Origin of the sequence: Exiguobacterium sp. TNDT2 (genome assembly GCF_003331145.1) — a bacterium.
GTDB lineage: Bacteria > Bacillota > Bacilli > Exiguobacteriales > Exiguobacteriaceae > Exiguobacterium.
Genome location: NZ_QLVE01000022.1, coordinates 93,237 through 113,991, shown reverse-complemented (window position 1 = coordinate 113,991; position 20,755 = coordinate 93,237). Strand labels below are relative to the sequence as shown.

Annotated in this window: 22 protein-coding genes; 4 read left to right on the top strand and 18 right to left on the bottom strand. The window is 52.7% G+C overall.

Going from position 1 to position 20,755, the window contains the following annotated elements; translation table 11 throughout:
- The first annotated feature begins 66 nt into the window (after positions 1-66).
- Entirely contained in the window at positions 67-1,497 is a 1,431-nt protein-coding gene (locus DPV68_RS10960; protein ID WP_114166852.1) for a S8 family serine peptidase, read from the top strand.
- A gap of 39 nt (positions 1,498-1,536) precedes the next feature.
- On the opposite strand, the gene DPV68_RS10955 is transcribed toward DPV68_RS10960, so the two are convergent.
- Entirely contained in the window at positions 1,537-1,830 is a 294-nt protein-coding gene (locus DPV68_RS10955; protein WP_114166851.1) for a DUF1462 family protein, read from the bottom strand.
- Positions 1,831-1,926: 96 nt separating this feature from the next.
- On the opposite strand from DPV68_RS10955, the gene DPV68_RS10950 reads away from it, so the two are divergent.
- Positions 1,927-2,184: a NifU family protein gene (locus DPV68_RS10950; RefSeq protein ID WP_232819607.1), complete on the top strand. Its 258-nt coding sequence runs from the start codon at positions 1,927-1,929 to the stop codon at positions 2,182-2,184.
- 32 nt (positions 2,185-2,216) lie between these two features.
- On the opposite strand, the gene DPV68_RS10945 is transcribed toward DPV68_RS10950, so the two are convergent.
- Together DPV68_RS10945 and DPV68_RS10940 are read right to left on the bottom strand one after the other, a co-directional pair.
- The gene (locus DPV68_RS10945; RefSeq protein WP_114166850.1) at positions 2,217-2,987 is read right to left on the bottom strand and encodes a TIGR01457 family HAD-type hydrolase; all 771 of its coding nucleotides are present in this window, start codon (positions 2,985-2,987) and stop codon (positions 2,217-2,219) included.
- Between the two features lie 4 nt (positions 2,988-2,991).
- Positions 2,992-3,435, bottom strand: a complete 444-nt coding sequence (locus DPV68_RS10940; protein WP_114166849.1) for a DUF86 domain-containing protein — start codon at positions 3,433-3,435, stop codon at positions 2,992-2,994.
- A 158-nt stretch (positions 3,436-3,593) separates the two neighbouring features.
- Between DPV68_RS10940 and glpX the strand changes: the two genes are divergently transcribed.
- On the top strand, positions 3,594-4,574 hold the full coding sequence (gene glpX / locus DPV68_RS10935) for a class II fructose-bisphosphatase (protein ID WP_114166848.1): 981 nt from the start codon (positions 3,594-3,596) through the stop codon (positions 4,572-4,574).
- A 36-nt stretch (positions 4,575-4,610) separates the two neighbouring features.
- Here the strand turns inward: glpX and DPV68_RS10930 are convergent, their stop codons facing one another.
- From DPV68_RS10930 to DPV68_RS10895, 8 genes are all read right to left on the bottom strand, one after another.
- On the bottom strand, positions 4,611-5,285 hold the full coding sequence (locus DPV68_RS10930) for a DUF975 family protein (protein ID WP_114166847.1): 675 nt from the start codon (positions 5,283-5,285) through the stop codon (positions 4,611-4,613).
- A 104-nt stretch (positions 5,286-5,389) separates the two neighbouring features.
- Positions 5,390-5,692, bottom strand: a complete 303-nt coding sequence (locus tag DPV68_RS10925; protein ID WP_114166846.1) for a hypothetical protein — start codon at positions 5,690-5,692, stop codon at positions 5,390-5,392.
- A gap of 156 nt (positions 5,693-5,848) precedes the next feature.
- Positions 5,849-6,229: a YutD family protein gene (locus DPV68_RS10920; RefSeq protein ID WP_021065508.1), complete on the bottom strand. Its 381-nt coding sequence runs from the start codon at positions 6,227-6,229 to the stop codon at positions 5,849-5,851.
- Between the two features lie 48 nt (positions 6,230-6,277).
- Entirely contained in the window at positions 6,278-7,618 is a 1,341-nt protein-coding gene (locus DPV68_RS10915) for a bifunctional metallophosphatase/5'-nucleotidase (protein WP_232819606.1), read from the bottom strand.
- Positions 7,619-7,632: 14 nt separating this feature from the next.
- On the bottom strand, positions 7,633-8,478 hold the full coding sequence (locus DPV68_RS10910; RefSeq protein WP_114166845.1) for a DUF72 domain-containing protein: 846 nt from the start codon (positions 8,476-8,478) through the stop codon (positions 7,633-7,635).
- Positions 8,479-8,495: 17 nt separating this feature from the next.
- Complete coding sequence (locus tag DPV68_RS10905; protein WP_114166844.1) at positions 8,496-9,677, bottom strand: MFS transporter; 1,182 nt, start codon at positions 9,675-9,677, stop codon at positions 8,496-8,498.
- A 114-nt stretch (positions 9,678-9,791) separates the two neighbouring features.
- On the bottom strand, positions 9,792-11,111 hold the full coding sequence (gene brnQ, locus DPV68_RS10900; protein ID WP_114166843.1) for a branched-chain amino acid transport system II carrier protein: 1,320 nt from the start codon (positions 11,109-11,111) through the stop codon (positions 9,792-9,794).
- A 241-nt stretch (positions 11,112-11,352) separates the two neighbouring features.
- Entirely contained in the window at positions 11,353-11,625 is a 273-nt protein-coding gene (locus DPV68_RS10895; RefSeq protein ID WP_114166842.1) for an acylphosphatase, read from the bottom strand.
- Positions 11,626-11,717: 92 nt separating this feature from the next.
- On the opposite strand from DPV68_RS10895, the gene DPV68_RS10890 reads away from it, so the two are divergent.
- Positions 11,718-13,100 (top strand): alanine/glycine:cation symporter family protein, encoded by a 1,383-nt coding sequence (locus DPV68_RS10890; protein WP_114166841.1) that lies wholly within the window; start codon positions 11,718-11,720, stop codon positions 13,098-13,100.
- 35 nt (positions 13,101-13,135) lie between these two features.
- On the opposite strand, the gene DPV68_RS10885 is transcribed toward DPV68_RS10890, so the two are convergent.
- The 7 genes from DPV68_RS10885 to DPV68_RS10855 all read right to left on the bottom strand — a co-directional run bounded on the left by DPV68_RS10885 (position 13,136) and on the right by DPV68_RS10855 (position 20,700).
- Positions 13,136-14,101, bottom strand: coding sequence for an L-lactate dehydrogenase (locus DPV68_RS10885; RefSeq protein WP_114166840.1), 966 nt, complete (start codon positions 14,099-14,101; stop codon positions 13,136-13,138).
- A gap of 106 nt (positions 14,102-14,207) precedes the next feature.
- On the bottom strand, positions 14,208-15,605 hold the full coding sequence (gene sufB / locus DPV68_RS10880) for a Fe-S cluster assembly protein SufB (protein WP_114166839.1): 1,398 nt from the start codon (positions 15,603-15,605) through the stop codon (positions 14,208-14,210).
- Between the two features lie 19 nt (positions 15,606-15,624).
- Complete coding sequence (sufU, locus tag DPV68_RS10875; protein ID WP_034778441.1) at positions 15,625-16,059, bottom strand: Fe-S cluster assembly sulfur transfer protein SufU; 435 nt, start codon at positions 16,057-16,059, stop codon at positions 15,625-15,627.
- Positions 16,049-17,269, bottom strand: a complete 1,221-nt coding sequence (locus DPV68_RS10870; RefSeq protein ID WP_114166838.1) for a cysteine desulfurase — start codon at positions 17,267-17,269, stop codon at positions 16,049-16,051. The genes sufU and DPV68_RS10870 overlap by 11 nt, the downstream gene beginning before the upstream one ends.
- Before the next feature lies 1 nt (position 17,270).
- Positions 17,271-18,539 carry a Fe-S cluster assembly protein SufD gene (sufD, locus tag DPV68_RS10865; RefSeq protein WP_114166837.1) on the bottom strand — a complete coding sequence of 423 codons (1,269 nt, stop codon included), beginning with the start codon at positions 18,537-18,539 and terminating at the stop codon, positions 17,271-17,273.
- A 12-nt stretch (positions 18,540-18,551) separates the two neighbouring features.
- Entirely contained in the window at positions 18,552-19,313 is a 762-nt protein-coding gene (gene sufC, locus DPV68_RS10860) for a Fe-S cluster assembly ATPase SufC (protein WP_114166887.1), read from the bottom strand.
- A gap of 172 nt (positions 19,314-19,485) precedes the next feature.
- Positions 19,486-20,700: an MDR family MFS transporter gene (locus tag DPV68_RS10855; protein ID WP_114166836.1), complete on the bottom strand. Its 1,215-nt coding sequence runs from the start codon at positions 20,698-20,700 to the stop codon at positions 19,486-19,488.
- Positions 20,701-20,755: the final 55 nt, after the last annotated feature.

The window sequence follows — 20,755 nt, the reverse complement described above, 5'->3', positions numbered from 1 at the left end:
TACTCTAGGATCACGGCCGAACGACTTCGTGTCACCTCGCCTACATAACCCGAAGGAGGAAACAAGTTGAAAAAAATCTGTAGCACCGTCCTCGCCTCATTGCTCGTCCTGTCAACCGTCCCGGAAGCCGCGGAAGCCGCTCCAAACAAAGGAAAAGAACGCGTCATCGTCGTCTTCAAAGAATCAGCGAAAAACATCCCGCTCTCAATCGAAGGTATGGAAGTTCGTCAACAGTATAAACACATTCCGGCCGCAGCACTTGAAGTGCCGAAGGCCGCCTTGAATGGCTTGAAGAACAACCCGCATGTCGCCCACGTCGAAGTCGATCAAACGGTACAAATCGAGAACCAAACGCAAGACTGGGGCATCCCGAAGTTGAAGGCCCCATCGGCTTGGCAGGGTGGCTACACCGGGAAAGGCGTGAAAGTATCGGTCGTCGATACCGGGATCTCGCCGCACCCTGATTTGACGATTGCTGGCGGTGCCTCGTTCAGTACAGTCACGAGCTCGTACGCGGATGACAACGGTCACGGGACGCACGTCGCCGGGATCATTGGCGCCCGCAACAACAGTATCGGAACAGTCGGGATCGCCCATGAAGCGAGCATCTATGCCGTCAAGGCACTCGAAGCAAACGGTAGCGGTAGCCTGTCGAGTATCATCGCCGGGATTGACTGGTCGATCACGAACGATATGGACGTCATCAACTTGAGCCTCGGGACGACAAGCCCATCGACGACCCTCCAACAAGTCGTCGACCGTGCTAATAATGCTGGCATCCTCGTCGTCGCGGCGGCCGGTAACAACGGACGCGCTGACGGTACAGGCGACCTCGTCAACTACCCGGCCCGTTACAGCTCGGCCATCGCTGTCGCAGCGACAGATATCAATAACAATCGTGCCTCGTTCTCGGCGACAGGCAGCACGGTCGAAGTCGCGGCACCGGGTGTGAGCATCAACTCGACACTCTATAATGGCGGATACGGTCAAATGAGCGGGACATCGATGGCGACACCTTACGTCGCCGGTAACCTCGCCCTCATGAAGCAAGCGTTCCCGACGTTGTCGAGCTCGCAACTCCGCACGAAACTATCACAAGATTCAATCGACCTCGGAACGGCCGGCCGTGACACCTGGTTCGGGAACGGACTCGTCCAAGCACCGACGTCTGGCGGCACGACGCAACCGGTCCAAGCGCTCACGACGACAGTATCGACATCGAAATCAACTTACTACGCTGGTGAAGTCGTCTCGATCTCTTCAACAGTCCGGAATTCGAACGGCCAAGCGGTCGCGAACGCCGACGTCCGTGTGACGGTCACACAGCCAAACGGCGCGACGCTCACAGGAACAGGCAAGACAAGTTCAACGGGCGCCATCACGTTCACGCTCTCGACAAGCTCTTCGTCACAACGTGGGACGTATCAAGTAAAATCTGATGCGACGCTCTCTGGCTACACGGCTGGTTCAGCGACGTCATCGTTCCGTCTTCTATAACGCACAAGAGTCGAACGACAATCGTCGCTCGACTCTTTTTTATGCTGTCGTCTGCTCGATCGCCGAGTAGACTTTTCGTAACTGGACGATTCCTTCGTCCACGACTTCCCCATTCAAGAGGACAAGCGGATAAAACCACTCATCTTGCTTGATCGCTTCCGAGATGTCGTCATCCGCCGTCTCGAAATCGATGTACTCGAATTCGAACGCCTGATCCGGATACTTCCGGGCGAGCGCACTTTGCAACCATTCATATGTCTCGATCGAGCTCGGTGCCCCGACACAGCTCGCACACTGTACCTCGGCCCCATATACCGTGATTTTCATGTCCATTCCCCCTGTTCTCTCCTATTATATAAAATTCAAGAAGTGACATCGTCACAAAACGCTCAGCGTTAATGATTGAGAAACAATCTCAAACTTGCTAGAATGAAAGGGAACCAGAAAGGGGTAGATACCATGGAAATGTTTGATCAAGTCCAAGAAGTACTCGATAAATTACGCCCGTTCTTGCTTCGCGACGGCGGTGACGTCGAACTCGTAGATGTAGAAGAAGGCATCGTCAAACTTCGTTTGATGGGTGCGTGTGGCAGCTGCCCATCTTCAACCATCACATTGAAAGCCGGGATTGAGCGCGCGCTCATCGAAGAAGTACCTGGCATCGTTGAAGTCGAACAAGTATTCTAAATAAAAAGGGAGACGTGAGTCATCCCTTTTTTTCATGCATGCGTCCATTCGTCCAAGCTCTCGACCATATAGGTCGGGAGTTTTTCTTGTTCCTGGATGAACGCCGGACCGTGCACGCCCGAGTTAACGTGAAGCGTCCGAATACCTCCGTTGATCCCGAACAAGATATCGGTATGGTAGTTGTCCCCGACCATGACGACTTCTTCTTTCGTAAGGCCAATCATCTCAAGGGCGATGTCGACCATGACCGGTTCAGGTTTGCCGATAAAGAACGGATCTTTTTCCGTCGTTACCGTCAAGACGGACGTGAGCGCCCCGTTCCCTGGTAAAAAGCCGCGTTCAGTCGGAATGGCGATATCGCCGTTCGTCGAGATGAAACGAGCGCCGGAACGGATTGCGAGAGCGCCTTTCGCTAGCTTTTCGTATGTGATGTGTCGGTCGAGCCCGACGACGACGTAATCCGCCTTCGCTTCTTCCGTCACATGGAAACCGCGTTCTTCGAGCGCCAGACGCAGGCCATCTTCACCGATCATGTAAATCGTCGCCCCTGGCGTCATCTTCTCGATATAACGGGCCGTCGCCATCGCACTCGTCAATACGTGCTCAGACGTCACATGGACCCCCATCGACACGAGTTTATCCGCCACTTGTTCTGGCGTCATCGACGCGTTGTTCGTGACGAACAAGTACGGGAAGCCCGTCGCCTCGAGTCGATTCACGAAATCGACCGCTGCTTGAATCGGGGCCGTCCCCGCATACATCGTGCCATCTAAATCAAATAAGTATCCTTTAATCGGATTCATCCAATCACTCGCTTTCTGGTAAAAATGCTGATACAGGACCGAGCTCCACCTCGAGATAGCGTCGGACCTGCTCCGGGAATGCCTCGAACGTTGATTTATCACGGTCGACCCAGGCATCGAACCGGGCCGAGTCTGCCGTGACGAACTCCCTGACATAGTGCGCCCGTAATCCGACGAGCGCTTTCGTCGCTTCCGCCGTCTCCGCGTCGAGCACACGCTCATCGAGCAAGATGTCGACAATATCCTCATAGCTGCCCGGGTCACGCATGATGAACCCGTCAATCATCGAGTTGCCGACATCGATCACGCCCTCCATCAAGTGAACGGCCAAACGTTGTTTTGCCAGTTCAACCGTGAAAGCGTCCCCTTCTAATTGGTCGAGTCGACTGAGCATCGTCTCCATATGGGTCAACGTCTCGTTAATCTTTTCTCTGTTTACAAAATACATCGCAATCCCCCCTGCCTCCTATAGTAATCCTTTTTCTCGTTCGAGAAAAGAATCTCTCCTATTTACATCATTTATGTAATTGTGATACACTAATCCACGGATTAACACAACTATTAGTATGTCACATTAAATAGATATCATGTGGAGGGTACAACACTATGGAACGAGAATTAGCGTTAGAGATTGTACGAGCAACCGAGGCAGCCGCACTTGCTTCGTCAAAATGGATCGGTCGTGGTCAAAAGAACGAAGCAGACGACGCAGCCACGTCAGCGATGCGTGAAGTGCTTGGGACGGTCAATATGGACGCCACCGTCGTCATTGGTGAAGGTGAACTCGATGAGGCGCCGATGCTATATATCGGGGAACGCCTAGGGACGACGTTCGGACCAGAAGTCGATATCGCCGTTGACCCGCTCGAAGGGACATCGATCGTCGCCAAAGGACTCGGGGACGCCATGGTCGTCATCGCGGTCGCCGATAAGGGCGCCCTCCTCCACGCACCAGATATGTATATGGATAAACTCGTCGTCGGACCGAATTTGAAAGGGAAAGTCTCACTCGACGAACCGCTCGAATCAATCATCGAGAAAGCGGCCCTCTATAACGGCAAGCGCATCGAAGAAGTGACGGTCATCATGCAGGACCGTGATCGCCATGAGCACTTGCGTCAAGCGGCGATGAACATGGGGGCTCGCGTCAAGCTGTTCGAAGATGGGGACGTTTCAGCAGGAATCGCGGCGGCCGTCAAATCGAATCCGATCGACATCTTTATCAGCACAGGGGGCGCCCCGGAAGGCGTCATCACGGCAGCGGCCGTCAAAGCGCTCGGAGGCGACATGCAGGCCCGCCTTCACCCGATGAACGAAGAAGAGACGGCTCGCGTCATCTCGATGGGCATGGAGGACCCGCTCCAATTGCTCACGCTTGACGACCTTGTCAAGAGCGATGATTGCATCTTCGCGGCGACAGGCGTGACGTCAGGTGAGCTGCTCGACGGCGTCAAATTCTTGACGGACGATATCGTCGAGACGACGTCACTCGTCATGCGCTCGAAGACGAAGACGATTCGTAAAGTCGTCGCCGAGCACACGTTATCGCTCAAGCCATACCTCCAAAAACAAGAAGTCAACGCATAATAAGACCTCCGCTCTCGATTGAGCGGAGGTTTTCGTTTAGAATCCTTGTTCAAAATCCGTTCCGGCATGGTTCGTCTGCGGCCGTTTCGCTTGACGAATCGAGTCGTAGAACGTCGCGTACGTCGTCGTAAAGTACGGGTAAACGTATAAGAAGCCGATCCCGAGTGTGAGCACACCAACGAAGAACCAACCGATGAACGAGAGGACGAGTTTGAAGGCGTCCATCTTATGCCCATCCATTAGGCGACGTGACTCCGTGATTGCCTCGAGCGCCGACAATTCCGGTTCATCACGTAGAATGTAATACGTGAGCGAATACGAGAACGCTTTAATGATTCCTGGGATAATCAACAGAAGCGACCATAAGAAGATGAAGAGTCCCATGAAGAAAGGAGCGAGCACGTGCTTGACGTAGCCTGTTTTAAACGGCTCAAATAATTTCGAAACGCCTGGTTGCTCACCGCGTGACACGGAGAGGACGAGCCATGACCAGCCGACCGCGAGCGGCGCGATCAATAACGTCATCACAAACGACAGGAAGGATAACGTCATCTCAGTTGACGTCAACGGCTCCATCGAATCGGCATCGATTTGTGGCGCGAACGATTGCGGAATCCCGTTCAAGACGACGAATAAAATTAATAGCCCCGCCATCAGCCAACGCTTTCCGGTTAACATGTTTTGTGCATGTTGCTTTAACTGCGTAGTCATTTTTCATCATCCTTTTTCTGAGTTCTTTCCTAAGTGTACGTCATCGCTTTAAGAAAAGTTTCAAAAAACACGAAAAAAGGGAAAAGATTTTCCCTTTCCCTCGACTACATCACATTGCCCATGAAAAACTGTGACATTGATATGATAAATAAGAACACACCTGTGGCCACTGCCGCTAACGAAACAAATTTAAATAAGCGGGTTCTCAGAAACGCCTGGCGATATTCAAAGCGGCGGATCAGCAAAACGTGGACAACCTCATAGATAAGGACTGCGGCCGTAAAGTAGAACGTCATGATGCTCCCGAACCCGAAGAACAACATCGCAAGTAAACCCAGACCGAGATTGTGAATCCGGTTATGAATATCATCGCGATCACCGACGGTCGCTATTTGTACGTGTTGCATCCTTCCACCTCATTTCCAAAACCCGAACAGAAACATATACCTTATTTATAAGTTATCACAATTTTCCTATCCCTAAACCTGTCACATCGTCTTTTCACCTAAAAGAAACATTTGGAAAATAAATGTAATAAAAAAGGCGCTGATGTCATCAGCGCGTCATGTTCCGGTCGAAGGCTCCGCTTCTTCCGACTTATTGAATTTTCGTTTCAGTTTGAGCGGTTGCTTCGTGCCACCGAAGACCGGACCGTCTTCCGCCTCATCGATTTCCGTCTCTTTTTTGAGCACGAAGAACGGACACCCAAAGTTACAGTATTCATACACGTAATCCATCACGTGGTCGATTCGGTTGTCATATGTCGCGAACTTGGACTTTGTCTCATAAAACCCTTTCAACCGAAGTTGTCCGTGGCCCCAGTCGCCGACGATATAATCATACTTATCGAGCACGTCGCTATAGCGTGCGATGAACGCTTCCTCGTCAAAACCGTCCCGTTTTTCTTCGATGACGGTATAGCCGTGGCGATTCACTCTAATCATGTTTCACACCTCCACTTTCTTATCATAGCATGACGAGCGGTCCCGTCCCTATCCTTTTCGAATGGCATTGTGACGCGTCGTAATCGTTTCCCGTAATACGTCACGGAGCAGTTCTGGCATGAAGTAACGTTTCGTCTGATCGGCCAAATACGGAAGGAGCGGACCGAACGTAAACATGTCGACCGTGGCGACACGATACGTTTCGTCGAGCTCGACTTCCTGTCCGTGGACATAATAGCGACCGTACCTCAATTCGAGACCATGAACGACAGGGGCACCGAGCACCGTTCCGCGAAACCCGAGGCCGCGGACATGCATCGTTGTGAACGCTTCTTCTTGAACATCGTTTAAAAAGCGGATGAGCGTCGCTCCGTCAAGCGTCAAGAGACAAGGGTTGATTGGGTGCGGACAGATGCGGTGCAGCATATTGAGCGTGACGTGACCAGGCTGCAACCCTTCTAACAAGACACCGGCCGGAATCACGCTCACTTCCGCGTCACACCAATCTGCCAGTCCGCCTGCCAACAGCTCCCCGATGGCGGACGGGCCGAACCAGTCACTCGGATAACCCGGGGTGTCGGCAATCGTCACATCGAGCAACCGCTCGGCTTGGCTATATTCTTCCTGTAAAGTCAAAACCGTCGCCTCATCCGTGTCCCGTTCCGTTAAATCATGCAAGCAAGCCCGCTTGTCGACGATGTGGTTCCCGTCGAGGGTGAGTTGGACTTCACCGACGTATTGCCCATATTTTCCGGCTTGGGCGATCAAGACGCCGTTCGTGACGACACCGTCATCGAGGACATGATGGGTATGGGCCCCGAGGATGACATCAATTTCCGGGAACGCCTCGGCGAGCCGCTCATCAGCGTAAAAACCGAGGTGACTGAGCGCGATGACGACGTCACAGTCTCGGAGCGTCTCGAGCGCACGTTTCGTTGCCGCATGCGGCGCTTCAATCGCCCAACCGAGCTCGGGATAAAGTTCTTCATACGGTGCCGTCACGCCGAATAGTCCGATGCGGAGTCCGTCACGTTCGACGATGAGCGTCTCTGTCGCCCAGTCAGGCCTCGTACCGTCCGCATGATAGACGTTCGCGAGCAACACAGGAAACGCCGCCTCATCATACAGGTGAGCGAGCCAGTCATGCGGGAACGTGATGCCTTCGTTGTTCCCAATCGTGACCGCCGTCGGTTGGATGCGGTTGAGCAGACGGACGTTCACTTGTCCGCGCGTCACTTCCGTCGCTGTATGGGTCCGGTCGGCGTGGTCGCCGAGATCGAAAACGAGCGTCTGTTCTGTCCGGTGCTCATTTAAAAATGAGACGAGACGCGGCCAGTTGTGAAATTTCGAATGTAAGTCATTATAATGATACATCGTGATCGTTCTCAAGACGATCCCCCTTCCTAGAACAGACTGATTTGGCTCGGGGCGAGCTCATATTCGGCTCCGAGAATCTCAATCAGCCGCTTGGCGTTCGGCACCGCATCTCCAGCCGAGTTGTTGTTGAAGTAGACGTACACCGACTTCGCTGCTACGTCAACTTGGCGGAGGGTCGCCGCGAGCTCTTGTAGCTCATCTTCACTATAACGATACAGACAACGCACATGACGCCACTCTTGGCTCGTCATTCCTGGTTTTCTAAGCCAGCCAGCCGTGTTGCGCCCATGTAAGCGCACGACGGCCACATCCGGATTGGTCACGACTGGCACGAACGGGATGCTGCTCTCTTTCGTCTGCGGCTCATCACAAATCGTGTTGATGAAGCGAAGTTCCGTCAAGAAAGCGAGCGTCCGCTCCCGGAACGCCTCAGAGAACCAAGTCGGATTGCGGAACTCGATCGCGATGTCATAATCCTTCAACTCGTCGCGAATCGTCCGCAAGTAATCGAGATGTGGCTTCGAGACGTCGAACCACGGTGGGAGCTGGACGAGCACCGCCCGTAGCTTTCCGGCCTGCTTCAACGGTTCGACTGACGTCCGATACCGTTCGAACAGTTCGGCGAGCGGTAGTTTCGGTTCGCGGTCATGTCCGCTCATTTCCCTGGAAACTTTGACGACGAACTGGAACGTTTCCGGCGTCTCTTGATTCCACTTCTCATAATTCTTCACGGGTTGAATCGCATAAAACGAGGAATCGATTTCCACGGTCGGGAAATGTCCTGCATAGGTCGATAGTTTATGTTTACGTTCTTCCGGGGTCGTATACAGTAAATTATGGTCGCCCCATCCTGTCACACCGACATAAATCATCATATCCCCTCCTCAATTTATTGTTCGAACGTGGCCACTGCTTTACGCTTCGACCAATTCAACGTTCCGGCGAACGTCACAAGCAAGAGGACGAGCCCCATCACGAACGGATAACGCATATCGATATCAAACGCGATCCCGGCGAGCGTCGGACCAATGATATTCCCGATACTCATATAGGCGTTGTTCATCCCCATCGCAAATCCTTGTTCCTTATCGGCCATCTTCGACACGAGCGTATTCAACACCGGCCGTAAAATCGAGGTCGACAAGAAGATAATCAACGTGACGGCGAAGAAAATCGCGTAAGAGCCGGCAAAGAGCGAGAACAAGAAGCCGAGCGCGGCGAGCATGATGAAGATGAGCACGACTTTGATCTCACCAAGCAATGAAACGAGACGGTCGACGGCGAACAGTTGGACGATGACGCTGACGATGCCTGTCCCGGTAATCATGACCGCAATCTGTTGCGGCGTCGCACTGAAAGTCTCATTGACGAACAACCCGAGTACGGATTCGTACGCCATCAAACCGAACGCCATGACCAAGTTGATGACGAGCACGAAGAAATACGGTTTCCGTGTCGACGACACGAGCTGGCGCGGCAGCGATTCGCGCTCGTTCGTTTGAACGTAAGGTTCCCGATCTGGTTCCTTCAATAAAAGGATCGACGAGATGACGGCGACGAGCGAGACGATCGCCGACAAGAGGAGAGGTGCCTTCAAACCGAATTCAGCGAAGAAGCCGCCGACTCCTGGTCCGATGACGATTCCGAGCGACATTGCCGCGGAAATATAACTATTCCCTTTCGCCCGTTGTTTGAGCGTCGTGATATCCGCCACGTAAGCAAAAATGGCTGGAATCAATAATGCGGCCCCGACGCCGCCGATGGCCCGTGAAATCAACAAGACAGTCAGATTGTCAGATAAGTAAAAGACGCTCATTGAAATGGTAAATCCGATCAGACCCAAGATAATCATCGGACGGCGCCCGTATACGTCCGCCCATTTCCCGGCAATCGGTGACATGAGCAACTGGGCCCCCGCGAAGACCGAGATCATAAGACCGGCAGCGGTTCCACCTTCGCCGATCATCTTCAAATAATCAGGGATGATTGGGATGATGATCCCAAATCCCGCTACGGCGATGAACATGTTCAACATGAGAATCGCCAATTGTTTCTTTTGTTTCGTTGTCAATGTATGTCACTTCCTTTTCGTCTCTTCATTTTACTTGTTGACGAATGGAATGAGCAAACGATAAGACAGCAAAACACCCATCCTTGACCAAAGGATGGGCGTCTATTCACTTGCTTATGAGATGTGTGATTGAGCGAGTGATTGATTAGAACGTTGTTTCGGTAAGAAAAGCGTGATCACATATACGATCAACGTTGGAACCGCCCAGGCGAGATCAATCTCAGCCATCGGCAAGTTCGTGATCCATTCAGTTGCAGCAGACGGCGCCAAACCGTGTGTCGTCTCGAAAAAAGAAAACACGAGGGCCGTGTACACTGTCGCCTTCATAGCGACGTGCGGGTTGCGCTGGATCCGTTCTGTGATCGACACGAGCACGAGTGCGATCATGACCGGATACAACAGCGTGAGAAGCGGTACCGCAATCTCGATCAACATGCCGAGACCGACGAGCGAGATGAGGTAGCCGAACAACGTCGTCGCGATGACGACTTGATGATACTTGAGTGACTCGAACGTATTGCTGATGAAACGTGAGAACTCGGTGATGAGTCCGACTGCTGTCGTCAAACAAGCGAGGAAGACAGCAGCCCCGAGGGTGAGCATTCCGACTTGTCCGAATGACGTACCAGCGAACGCTTGAAGCAAGCTTGCACCATCTGTCGTTCCCGTTTGCCCAGTCATGTTCGCTCCAATCGACCCGAGCGAGATATAGACGAGCATCAAACACGTGACGGCGAGCATTCCAGACGTCCGAAGGAGTGAAGATGCTTCTTTTTGGTCCGTCATACCGTTCGCTTTGAGCGTGACGAGCACGATGGCACCGAAGACGAGGGCACCGAAGACGTCCATCGTCAAGTAGCCTTGTTTGAAGCCTTCTCCGAGCGCACCCAGCCACGTTTCATATCCTTCTGCTGGTGCGATCGGCTTCCCGAGTGGAGCCACGAGATTCGTGATTCCGATTGCCGCGAGCAAGAGCAAGAGAATTGGCGTGATGATACGACCGATGACTTCAATCAATTTCTGAGCGCGTAACGTCAAGAAGAATGTCAAACCGAAGAAGACAGTTGAGCTGATTGCGAGCGTGAGCATAGATGGTGCACCGAGGAACGGTACGACTCCCATCTCATACGTAACTGCTGCCGTCCGAGGAATCCCGAAGAACGGACCGATCGCCACGTACATTAATCCCGTCAAGACGAGCGCAAGCCGCTTCGGAATATACCGAGCGATTTGGTCAGATCCACCTCCGACCCGCGCGACCGCGAAAAGTGCGAGTAATGGTAGCCCGACGCCGGTAATGACGAAGCCGACTAGAGCTGGGACGAGGTTCTGTCCTGCCATCGCACCTAGCATCGGTGGGAACAACAGGTTCCCGGCCCCGAAGAATAATGCGAAAATCGTGAACGCTAACGGGAATAATGTCGATTTTTTCATACAACTACCTCCACATACATGTAATACCTTGCGTGTTACTTGACGAATTAAATGACTAAATTTTCTGACAATATAGCGCTTGGTCTATTTCATTATACACACTTTCATTTTTTTGACCACCCTATCCACAAAAATGATGTTTATTTTTTTGAAATGTGGATTTATTGTATGGAACCGTTCCCTTAATTTACAAATTATCGGTTTGTTGCACTCAGTGACTAGCTGTAAATGAGAAAAATGGTCAATAACGGATATCAAACTTCCGGAATGATTCGACCGTCGCGTCTTCCGCTTCAATCCGTTCGACCCCGACAAAGCGATTCCCGTCATAGAGGGCGCGTTTATATAATTCGAGTCTCTCCGCGTCTCCTTCGATTTGAAGTTCAACCGTCCCATCATTCAAATTCCGGACCCAACCTGTGATGCCGTATTCGAGTGCAGTCGCTTGAGCGAAATAGCGAAAACCGACCCCTTGGACCCGGCCTGATACGATGAGATGCTGTGCTTGTTTCATATAAGTCTCCTCCTCTAATTTGAAAGAATGGGTTTAGTCTTTGTCTCGTTAGGCAACAATATATAAGTAAAATAATGGATAGGAGTGGTGATGTGGAACAACTTGTAAATATGGTGACGTCGTTTTCTAATTGGCTATGGGGAGTACCAATTATCTCATTACTCGTCTTGTCTGGAATTTATTTGACGATTCGGTTAGGATTCTTTCAATTTCGATACCCGCTATACATATTGCAGCAAACGTTAGGCAGTGTCTTTAAAAAACCAAAAGGCGAAGGCGATATCAGTCCCCGCCAAGCGCTGACGTCGGCCTTGTCGTCGACGATTGGTGCCGCCAACATCATCGGGGTACCGGCCGCGATCATGTTTGGGGGACCTGGGGCCATCTTCTGGATGTGGGTCATCGCCGTCGTCGGGATGGCCATCAAGTTCTCAGAGAGCGTCCTCGCTGTCCGTTACCGCGAGAAAAACGAGGCCGGGGAATTCGTCGGCGGGCCCGTCTACTATATGGCCAAAGGCTTGAAGTTGAAATGGCTCGCTTCCTGGTTCGCTTTCGCTCTCATGATTGAACTCATCCCGAGCATCATGGTACAAGGGAACGCCGTCAGTTCGGCCGTCCGTGAGACATTTAACGGCAACACGCTCGTGACCGGGATTATCGTCGCCGGACTCGTCGCCCTCGTCGTCTTCGGCGGAGTGAAGCGAATCGCCAAAGTAACAGAAGTCATCGTCCCGGCGATGGCGCTCGTCTATGTCGGTGCCGGGTTCATCATCGTCTTGATGAACTTCTCGCAAATCCCGGAAGTACTCGGGCTCATCTTCTCGTACGCGTTCCAACCGATGGCTGCCCTTGGTGGTTTCGCCGGTGCCGCGATTGCCGAGACGATTCGTTGGGGCTTCGCCCGTGGTCTCTATTCGAACGAGGCGGGACTCGGGACGGCTCCGATCGCCCATGCGGCCGCTCAGACGGATCATCCGGTCCGTCAAGGCTTCTGGGCCGTCATCGGCATCGTCATCGATACGCTCATCATCTGCAGCACGACGGCGTTCGTCGTCTTGTCTTCTGGTGTATGGACGCAGGATGGCGCGATGAACGATCCGGCCGCTCTGACGACGATCGCCTTCCAACAGTACTTCGGATACACGGGTAGCCTGCTCGTCACGATCTCGCTCATCTTCTTCGTCTTGTCGACGATTATCGTCATCATCTTTTACGGATCGCGCCAAGCTGAGTACTTGTTCGGTTTGACTGCAGGGAAGTTGATGAAAGTCGTCTATATCGCCTCGATCGTCATCGGTGCGATCGGCGGCGCCCAAATGATTTGGAACTTCCTCGACTTCATGCTCGCGATGATTCTCATCCCGAACATGATCGCCGTCTTGATGTTGAGCGGTGAAGTGAAGCGCTTGACGACCGAGTTCTTCACGTCCGAGAAATATTATAAGAAAGACGTCGCCGAGAAGAAGGCGTCGTAACGACAAACCCGGCTGCAATCGCAGCCGGGCCTTTTTTATGAACTCGATTCAATCTTATCGATCGCTTGACGAATCCGTCCGACCGAGGCGTCGAACTGTTGTTGTTCCTCGTCCGTCAGTTCGATTTCGACGATTTGGCGGATACCGGTCCGATCGATCAAGGCCGGTACGCCGATATGGAGCCCAGAGGCCCCGTATTCTCCATCGAGATGGGCACCGATCGTCACGACTGAGTTCTCGTTGCGGACGATGGCGCGGACGATTCGGAGGAGCCCGAGACCAATCGCGTAGTACGCTGCGCTCTTATATTCGATGATTTGATTCGCCGCATCGCGGACCCCTTGATAGATGGCGTCTAAATCTTCTTGGCGATACGATTCATTCTCCTCAAGTAACTGCTTCATCGACTTCCCGTAAATGCGGGCATTGTCCCAGGCGACGAAGCCCCCGGCGCCATGCTCGCCCATATAGTAGACGTGGCAGTTCCGTGATGACAAGTCGAAGTACTCGCCGACCTTATAACGAAGACGGGCCGTATCAAGCACCGTCCCTGAACCGATGACGCGGTGCTTCGGCAAGCCTGACGCCTCAAAGGCGACGTGCGCCATGACGTTGACCGGGTTTGTTGCGACGACGATGATGCCATCGAATCCGCTCGCCATGACTTGTTTTGTGACGTCACGGACGACGACCGCGTTTTGTTCGGCCAGGTCCATTTGGGTCTGACCGAGCTTTTGAGCAGCACCAGCCGTGATGACGACAATATCGGCGTCGCGGCAATCCGAGTAGTCCCCTGCCCAAATCCGGACCGGGCTCGGGGCGAACGAGATGCCGTGGTTGAGATCCATCGCCTCCCCTTCGGCTTTTGCATGGTTCGAGTCGATCAAGACGAGCTCCTCACAGAGCGCCGCCATCGACAGTTGATAGGCGAAACTGATACCGACCCATCCGGCGCCGACGACGGCGATGCGGGTAATGTCTTTTGGATCAATGGTTTCCATTCAATCATTCCTCCCTAAAAGCAGTCTCTCTTTTAGCATACCCGACTCGCCCTCGTTTCACGACAAAAAAAGCGAACTCCCTTGCGGTGAGTTCGCTGTTTAACGATTATCCAATCGAACCTTCCATCTCGAACTTGATGAGACGGTTCATTTCGACGGCATATTCCATTGGCAATTCTTTCGTGAACGGCTCGATGAAGCCCATGACGATCATCTCCGTCGCTTCTTCTTCCGAGATTCCACGGCTCATGAGGTAGAAGAGTTGCTCTTCTGACACTTTAGAGACTTTCGCTTCGTGCTCGAGTGAGACTTGGTCGTTCAAGATCTCGTTGTACGGGATCGTGTCCGACGTCGACTCATTGTCCATGATGAGCGTGTCACATTCGATGTTCGAACGTGCGCCTTTCGCTTTACGGCCGAAGTGGACGATACCGCGATACGAGACTTTTCCGCCTTGTTTCGAAATCGACTTCGAGACGATTGACGATGACGTGTTCGGTGCGAGGTGAATCATTTTCGCGCCGGCGTCTTGGTGTTGCCCTTTACCGCCGAGAGCGATCGAGAGCGTCATACCGCGCGAGCCTTCACCTTTTAAGATGACGGCCGGGTATTTCATCGTGAGTTTCGAACCGATGTTACCATCGATCCACTCCATCGATCCACCCGCTTCACAGACGGCACGCTTCGTGACCAAGTTATAGACGTTGTTCGCCCAGTTTTGGATCGTCGTATAACGGCAGTATGCGTCTTTATTGACGAAAATCTCAACGACCGCTGAGTGAAGTGAGTTCGTCGTGTAGACCGGTGCTGTACATCCTTCGACGTAATGGACAGATGCGCCCTCGTCGACGATGATGAGCGTCCGCTCGAACTGACCCATGTTCTCTGAGTTGATACGGAAGTAAGCTTGGAGCGGTTGCTCGAGCTTCACGCCTTTTGGTACGTAGATGAACGAGCCACCTGACCAGACAGCTGAGTTGAGTGCGGCGAACTTGTTGTCTGTCGGCGGAATCAATTTTCCGAAGTACTCACGGAAGATTTCTTCATCTTCTTTAAGCGCCGTATCCGTGTCTTTGAAAATGACACCTTTCGCTTCGAAATCTTCTTGCATGCTGTGATAGACAACTTCTGACTCGTACTGAGCCGAAACGCCTGCCAAGTATTTTTGCTCCGCTTCCGGGATTCCGAGCTTATCAAACGTACGTTTGATTTCTTCAGGAACCTCGTCCCACGAGTGCTCTGTCTTTTCAGACGGCTTGACATAGTACGTGATCTCATCGAAATCGAGTGCCGTGAGATCGCCGCCCCATGTCGGCATCGGCATTTTGCGGAACTGTTCAAGTGATTTCAAGCGGAACTCGAGCATCCATGCCGGTTCTTCTTTCATGCGCGAGATCGTCTCTACGATTTCGTTCGTCAAGCCGCGGCCTGAACGGAAAATCGAGATGTCTCGGTCATGGAAGCCATATTTATAATCGCCAATGTCAGGCATGTTTTTCGCCATATCGGTCTCCTCCTTCTACTTACGCTTCCTCGTCGACTCCCTTTTCAAGCGCTTTCCACGCGAGCGTGGCGCACTTGATGCGAGCCGGAAACTTTGAGACGCCAGACAACGCTTCGATGTCGCCTAGGTCGAACGTGTCTGTATCGTAGTCTTTCCCTTGGACCATCTCCGAGAAGATGTTGGCCAATTGGAGTGCCTCGTCAACAGACTTGCCCTTCACGATTTGAGTCATCATCGATGCCGAGGCGAGACTGATCGAACAGCCTTCCCCTTCAAACTTGGCATCTTTCACGATTCCATCCTCGACTTGGAGTTGGAGTCGGAGTGAATCCCCGCATGTCGGGTTGTTCAAGTCAATCGTCACGCCATCTTCGATGACGCCACGGTTTCTTGGGTTTTTATAATGATCCATGATGACCTGTCGGTACAACATATCGAGATTGTTAAAACTCATAATTGAAATACTCCTTCGTTTGACGTAGCCCTTCGATGAAGCGGTCGACTTCTTCTTTCGTGTTGTACAAGTAGAAGCTCGCTCGGGCTGTCGATGATTGCTTCAGGAGACGCATGAGCGGCTGAGCACAATGGTGGCCGGCCCGGACCGCGATGCCTTGCATGTCCAAGACGGTCGCCAAGTCGTGGGCGTGCACGTCACCTAAGTTGAACGTGACGAGTCCGACCCGTTCCTCTGGCCCGAAGATTTGGATACCTTCGATCGTACGCATCTGTTCGATGGCGTACGTCGCAAGCGCCCGTTCGTGGGCTTCGACGTTCTCGAGACCGAGGTCTTCTAAAAAGTCGATGGCCGCTGCCAAACCGACGGCGCCGGCGATAATCGGCGTCCCTGCTTCGAACCGGTACGGGATGTCTTTCCATGTCGACTCATACAAGTCGACGTAATCGATCATCTCGCCACCGAATTCGACCGGCTCCATGTTTTTAAGCAACTGTTTCTTCCCGTATAAGACCCCAATCCCGGTCGGACCGAGCATCTTATGGCCTGAGAAGGCGAGGAAGTCGCAGTCGAGTGCTTGCACGTCAAGTTTACGGTGCGGTGCGCTTTGCGCCGCATCGACGACCATGACCGCGCCTTTTTCATGGGCGAGCTTCGCCACATCGGCGATCGGGTTGATCGTGCCGAGCACGTTCGAGACGTGGCTCATGGCGACGATTTTCGTCCGGTCTGACAAGACGGCACGGACCGCGTCGAGCGTGACTCGACCGTCCGGCGTCAATTCGACGTAACGGAGCGTGGCCCCTTTACGTTTGGCGAGCTGTTGCCACGGAATCAAGTTGGCGTGATGCTCCATCGGCGTGAGGACGATCTCGTCCCCCGCTCCGACGTTGGCATCCCCGTAGCTTGACGCGACGAGGTTAATCGCCGTCGTCGTCCCGCGTGTGAAGATGATTTCTTCTGGGACGGCGGCGTTGATGAATGAACGGACGCGCTCCCGCGCCCCTTCATACGCATCCGTCGCGTGCGTCCCGAGCGTATGGACGCCCCGGTGCACGTTCGAGTGGATGCGGCGATAGTAATCCTCGATCGCCTCGATGACAGCAAGCGGTTTTTGGGAGCTTGCCGCGCTGTCGAGATAGACGAGCGGATGACCGTTGATTTCCTGATCTAAAATCGGGAACTGTTTACGAATCGAGGCATCGATCATCTTAACGTACTTTCCCTTCGATGACTTCACGGAGACGGTCTTTGACCGACTCGATCGCGAGTTGCTCGACGACCGGGTTCAAGAATCCGTGAATGATCAAACGCTCGGCTTCTTTACGTGACAAACCGCGGCTCATCAAGTAGTAGAGCTGCACGTCGTCGACGCGTCCGACCGAAGCGGCGTGACCTGCCATGACGTCGTCCTCATCGATGAGGAGAATCGGGTTTGCGTCGCCACGTGCCTTTTCAGACAACATGAGCACACGTTCCGTTTGAACGCCGTTCGATTTCGAAGCGCCATGGTGAATCATCGATGTCCCGCTGAAGATGGCCGTGGCCGAATCTTTTTGGACACCGTGAATCAAGATGAACCCTTCTGAAGACTTCCCGAAATGGTCCGTCCGGATGTTGAAGTTCTGTTTCTGTGCGCCACGGCCAATCGTGACGGCTTTCGTGTCTGAGAACGTGTTGTCTCCGACGAGGTGCGTTTTCGTCTCGACGACCGAGTTGCCGTCATTCATGTGACCGAGCGCCCATTCGAGGCGTGCATTCTCATAGACGACACCGCGGCGGTTCATGAACGAGAGGGCCGACTCGGCGAGCTGGTCGACGCCACCGAAGACGACTTTCGCGTTCGCGGCTGCGAACACTTCTGTCACGGCGTTGACCGTGTGCGGCTCGTTCGTGTTCGAGAGGAAGCTCTCGACGTACGTCAATTCACTACCTTCGTCCGCAACGATGATCGTGTGATGATAGAGCGCACCGTTCGCTTGTTCCATCGTGAAGATGGCTTGGAGCGGGTCTTTCAATTGAACGTTCTTCGGTACGTATAAGAATGCACCGCCGTTCATGAGGGCAGCATTCAACGCAGACAAACGTTCTTCGTCCACACGGACACCTTCCGTCATGAAGTACTTCTCGACGAGCTCTGGATGTTGTTCCATCGCTTCGTTGATGCCCATGAAGAGGACACCTTCTGGCGTCGCAAGTTCGTTGTAAACAACATGACCGTTGCGTTCAACGAGCACGTTTGTCCGGTGGTCTCCAAGAAGTGCTTCGATTTCAGGCGTCAAGCCGTCGTGCTTCGTGAGCTCGACGTCTCCAGAGACGAAGTCCCATTTATCAATCTTGATCTTTTCAACTTTTGGCAAGGCGAGAGTCGGCGCAAGTTCTGCTGCAACTTTACGACGGTTTACCATAAATGCCGGTCCACCGAGCGCCTCTGCACGTGCCGCTACTGCTTGTGCATCCAATTCAAATTGTACGGTCATCGTACAGCCTCCTTACGCTTCTGTGTCTACTGTCATTCCAAGATCTTGCTTCACCCAATCGTAACCTTCTGCTTCGAGTCGTTGTGCAAGCTCTTTGCCACCTGACATGACGATTTTTCCGTCCATCATGATGTGAACAAAGTCTGGCTCGATATAGTTGAGGAGACGCTGATAGTGCGTGATAATCAAGCAGCCGAACTCTTCTGAGCGCATTTCGTTGACGCCTTTGGCGACGACTTTGAGCGCATCGATGTCAAGACCTGAGTCAATCTCATCGAGGATGGCGATGTTCGGTTTGATCATCATCATTTGAAGAATCTCGTTACGTTTTTTCTCACCGCCTGAGAAACCTTCGTTCAAATAGCGGTGTGCCATTTCTGAAGGGATTTCGAGGACGTCCATCTTCGCATCAAGTTCACGGATGAACTTCATGAGTGAGATTTCTTGGCCTTCTTCGCGGCGCGAGTTAATTGCTGAACGCAAGAAATCGGCATTCGTGACACCACTGATTTCAGCAGGATACTGCATCGCGAGGAACATTCCGGCTTGCGCGCGCTCGTCGACTTCCATGTCGAGTACGTCTTCGCCGTTCAAATCAACGCTTCCGCCTGTGACTTCATACAATGGATGACCCATAAGTGCCGATGCGAGTGTAGATTTACCCGTCCCGTTAGGACCCATGATGGCGTGAATTTCGCCACCTTTAATTTCAAGATTAAGACCTTTGACGATCTCTTTTCCTTCGATTGAGACGCGGAGGTCATCAATTTTCATGTGTGGTACGTTAGACATTCGGATACCCCTTCCGTTTTCTCGCCATTTTTGGCGTAGATTAGATATATTCTAATCTTAATCTAGGCAATTTTTTATTTCAAGCGACTCACCTTATTATTCATTCTCAATAAAACATAAATGTTGAGAATGAGAATATCGGGAAATCAAGACTTTATCCAACTTTTTCCTCGGTTAACGCTAAACTTGCTTTCCGTTCTTTCAAGGCGCCGGCGAAAAAGAAAGATCCACACGCCGTCAAAACGGCCAAGCTTCCAAACACTGGCAACGCTGCATTGTTAAACCCATCGAGCAAGAGTCCACCGATGATGGGACCGATCGTCTGACCGAGCGCCGTCAACCCCATCGCCCCGAAATACGTCCCGCGCAGATGGGACGGTGCCAATTCGTCCGTCAACACGTCCGTCATCGTGAACATGAGCACCTCACCAACCGTGAAAATGACCATCGCGACGAATAAAATCCACGTCTCGGTCGCGAAGCCAATCAAGAGGAGTCCCGACGACAGCGTGGCGACACCGAAGAAGAGCGACTTGATTGGTGACACCCGCATCCCGAATCGCATAATCGGATATTGGACGACAAGGACGGTGATTGCATTGACCGTCAACAGATAGGCGAATAAACGCGAGCCATCGCTGAAGCCGTCATGGAACGCGATGAACTGCGGCAATGTCGCATTGAACTGACTATAGCCGATGATGGCGAAGATCATCCCGATGATGACGAAGCGGAACGTCTTATCTTGTTGTAACACACGGAACGTCTCCGTCAAGCGCGGTCGGACTTTGACGCCGTCGCCTTCTTCGAACGGATACTTCCGGAACAGCGTCGAGATGACGAGTCCGTATAGCACGTAAACGCCCGTCACGACGAAGAAGGCGCTCTTCGCCCCGGTGAGCGACAACACGACCGCGAGCAATGGACCGATCGCCGCCGCGATGTTGATTAAAAAATAGCGGACGTTATAGACGATGACGCGCTGGTCCGGTTGCGTCGTGTCGCTGATGAGCGCGCGGGAAGCCGGTTCGAGGAACGACCGTGACACGCCCATAAGTACCGAGAAGATGTAAAACCAAAATAACTCCGTCACGAGCGCGAACCCGGTGAACGTCAAGGCGTTCAAAGCGATACCGATTAGCATCAACTGTTTGCGCCCATAGCGGTCGGACAGCGTGCCCCCAAAAAAACTCATGAACAACCCCGATAGCGCCGAGATGGCGAACACCGTCCCGATGACGCTCGCCGAGAAGCCGAGCGTCGCGAGATAAATCGCAAAAAACGGCATAACAAAAAATGTCGACAGCCGGGCAAAAAACGTACCAAACAAGACACCCAGCGTCAGCGGATGAATGTGTCGTATGTTCATCCGGATCCCCCCTTTTCCTACATATATGTAGTGTACTTCTATTGGTGAACCAAAA